This is a genomic window from Arthrospira sp. PCC 8006, assembly GCF_046480465.1.
GTDB classification, from domain to species: domain Bacteria; phylum Cyanobacteriota; class Cyanobacteriia; order Cyanobacteriales; family Microcoleaceae; genus Limnospira; species Limnospira platensis.
In genome coordinates, this window is sequence record NZ_PKGG01000433.1 from 1 (window position 1) to 1,728 (window position 1,728).

Genomic DNA, 1,728 nt, shown 5'->3' on the forward strand with positions numbered 1-1,728 from the left:
AAAGCAGACATCAATAGATTAGGAAATTCAATCAGAAAGTAAACCCGAGGGGACAGACAACTTATCTGGCTTACTTTAAAACATATTGAAAAATATTTAGCCAAGACAAATTACTATGATGAATTAATCTTAAAAGACAACGAAAAAAACAACGATGGATTCTAATGTATTACCTGAGATAGTCAAACTGGGAACTGATGGTATTACCGTTTTTTTAGTCTGGCAGTTAATGAAGCAAAATCAGAAACTGATATCAGAGGTTAACTCCAGAGACAACGAATTAATGAAGCTGATTTACACAATCCTAAATCAATATAGGCAGTACCCAACAGGATTAAGCGATCGCACTAGCCGGATTAACCATCCCAGAGGAAAAGCCAAGGAGTAATTAATCAGACTGGCCAAATCGAGGAGAACCTACTGGGAAGATGGACAAAATAAGTACAAATTCCCAGCTAGGGCAAAAAAGCGATCGCATTAAGTCCCTTGACACCAATCTGGACTTCTACAATTCCAAGACAACGGTAAACGCTTCTGTTTAACTCAACTCGACCAGGGTGATGATTAATCAAGGTTCATTATCTGCTTTTGAGTTACCAGCCCCAAGTTTTGATTAAACTAGAGATTCGGCGGCGGCACGAATTTCGCTGCGAACTTCGTAGAATGAAGTAGTCGGGGCTTTGGCGAATAGGGGTGTCATTTGATCTAGCAAAGCCTGATATGCTTCACTTTGATTGGCTTCCATGTCTTGGATATTTTCCCAGAAGATAATGGCAATACCACGATCAGTTCCCGGTTCCTGTAGCAAATAAGACCCTTTGAACCCGGTACTGTAGGTTGAAACTGCTTGTTCAAACAGTTCTCGGGCTTCTTCAAATTTACCAGGCTTAAACTCCCCGATCGCAATATAGGCGTGTTTGTGTTTCAGAAAATCAAAAAATTCGGACATAACTAACCACCGGTTATGAGTTGAGAACATTGGACTCCTGGTGCTAGACCAACCGATACATTTTGGCTAACCAACATTCACAAATGCCAGATGCTGAGGTACTTTACGCGCTCTATAGGAAACAAGTCTTGACACCCCCTCTTTTCCGCCACACGGAGAGGAACTGAGCCCAAAACCCATATTAACCCATATAGGTCAATTTTTATCAATTATTCGCTGTTAATTTCCCCTTAATTATCTATACAGCCTTTACCCAAAACACAAAGTACAGTATAATGTATGGGTAGAGTCGAGAATGGAGTCGCCCCCATCCCCTCCCTTTCCCAACTGTACTTGAGACTTTCGCCTCATACGGCTCCTGATGTGGTTGCCCAATTGTTATTGGTATAGTGTTGATTTCACCGCTTGGTCCTTCTTCGTTCAGAGCTATATGCACCACGTAGTCTTTCAACTCGCTCTCGCCGTAAAACTCCTACTTATTGCCGGATTTACATCTACACCGTGGCACGTCTGGTAGGGGTCGAGAATGGAGTCGCCTCCATCCCCTCCCATTCAAAGGGTGCATCTCAGTTAGGAAATGAGTAATTGTACTTAGTGCAACCTTCACCCACAGCCCTACATAATGAGCGAAGCACCACTCACCCTCCCTCTACTCATGGATTCTCAGAAACCAGCTCAACTCCAGCAACACCTTGACGCGATTGCGGCCATTCTCTACAGCGAAGCTAACCCTCCTGAACTCACCGCCCCTGAAGCCATTGAGCAGAGTGTTCGTGCTC

At 43.5% G+C, this 1,728-nt stretch carries 2 protein-coding genes; one reads left to right on the forward strand and one right to left on the reverse strand.

Translation table 11 applies throughout. The features are described from left to right. Positions 1-154 precede the first annotated feature (154 nt). Positions 155-388, forward strand: a complete 234-nt coding sequence (locus B9T16_RS28405) for a hypothetical protein (protein ID WP_014275672.1) — start codon at positions 155-157, stop codon at positions 386-388. A gap of 225 nt (positions 389-613) precedes the next feature. Here B9T16_RS28405 and B9T16_RS28410 read toward each other — a convergent pair whose 3' ends face one another. Next, the gene (locus tag B9T16_RS28410) at positions 614-949 is read right to left on the reverse strand and encodes an antibiotic biosynthesis monooxygenase (protein ID WP_006615878.1); all 336 of its coding nucleotides are present in this window, start codon (positions 947-949) and stop codon (positions 614-616) included. Positions 950-1,728 lie beyond the last annotated feature (779 nt).

What these genes read in the sequence shown, in the direction of transcription:
- B9T16_RS28405 (WP_014275672.1), top strand. Translation starts at nt 155, where the DNA reads ATGGATTCTAATGTATTACCTGAGATAGTCAAACTGGGAACTGATGGT.
- B9T16_RS28410 (WP_006615878.1), bottom strand. Translation starts at nt 949, where the DNA reads ATGTCCGAATTTTTTGATTTTCTGAAACACAAACACGCCTATATTGCG.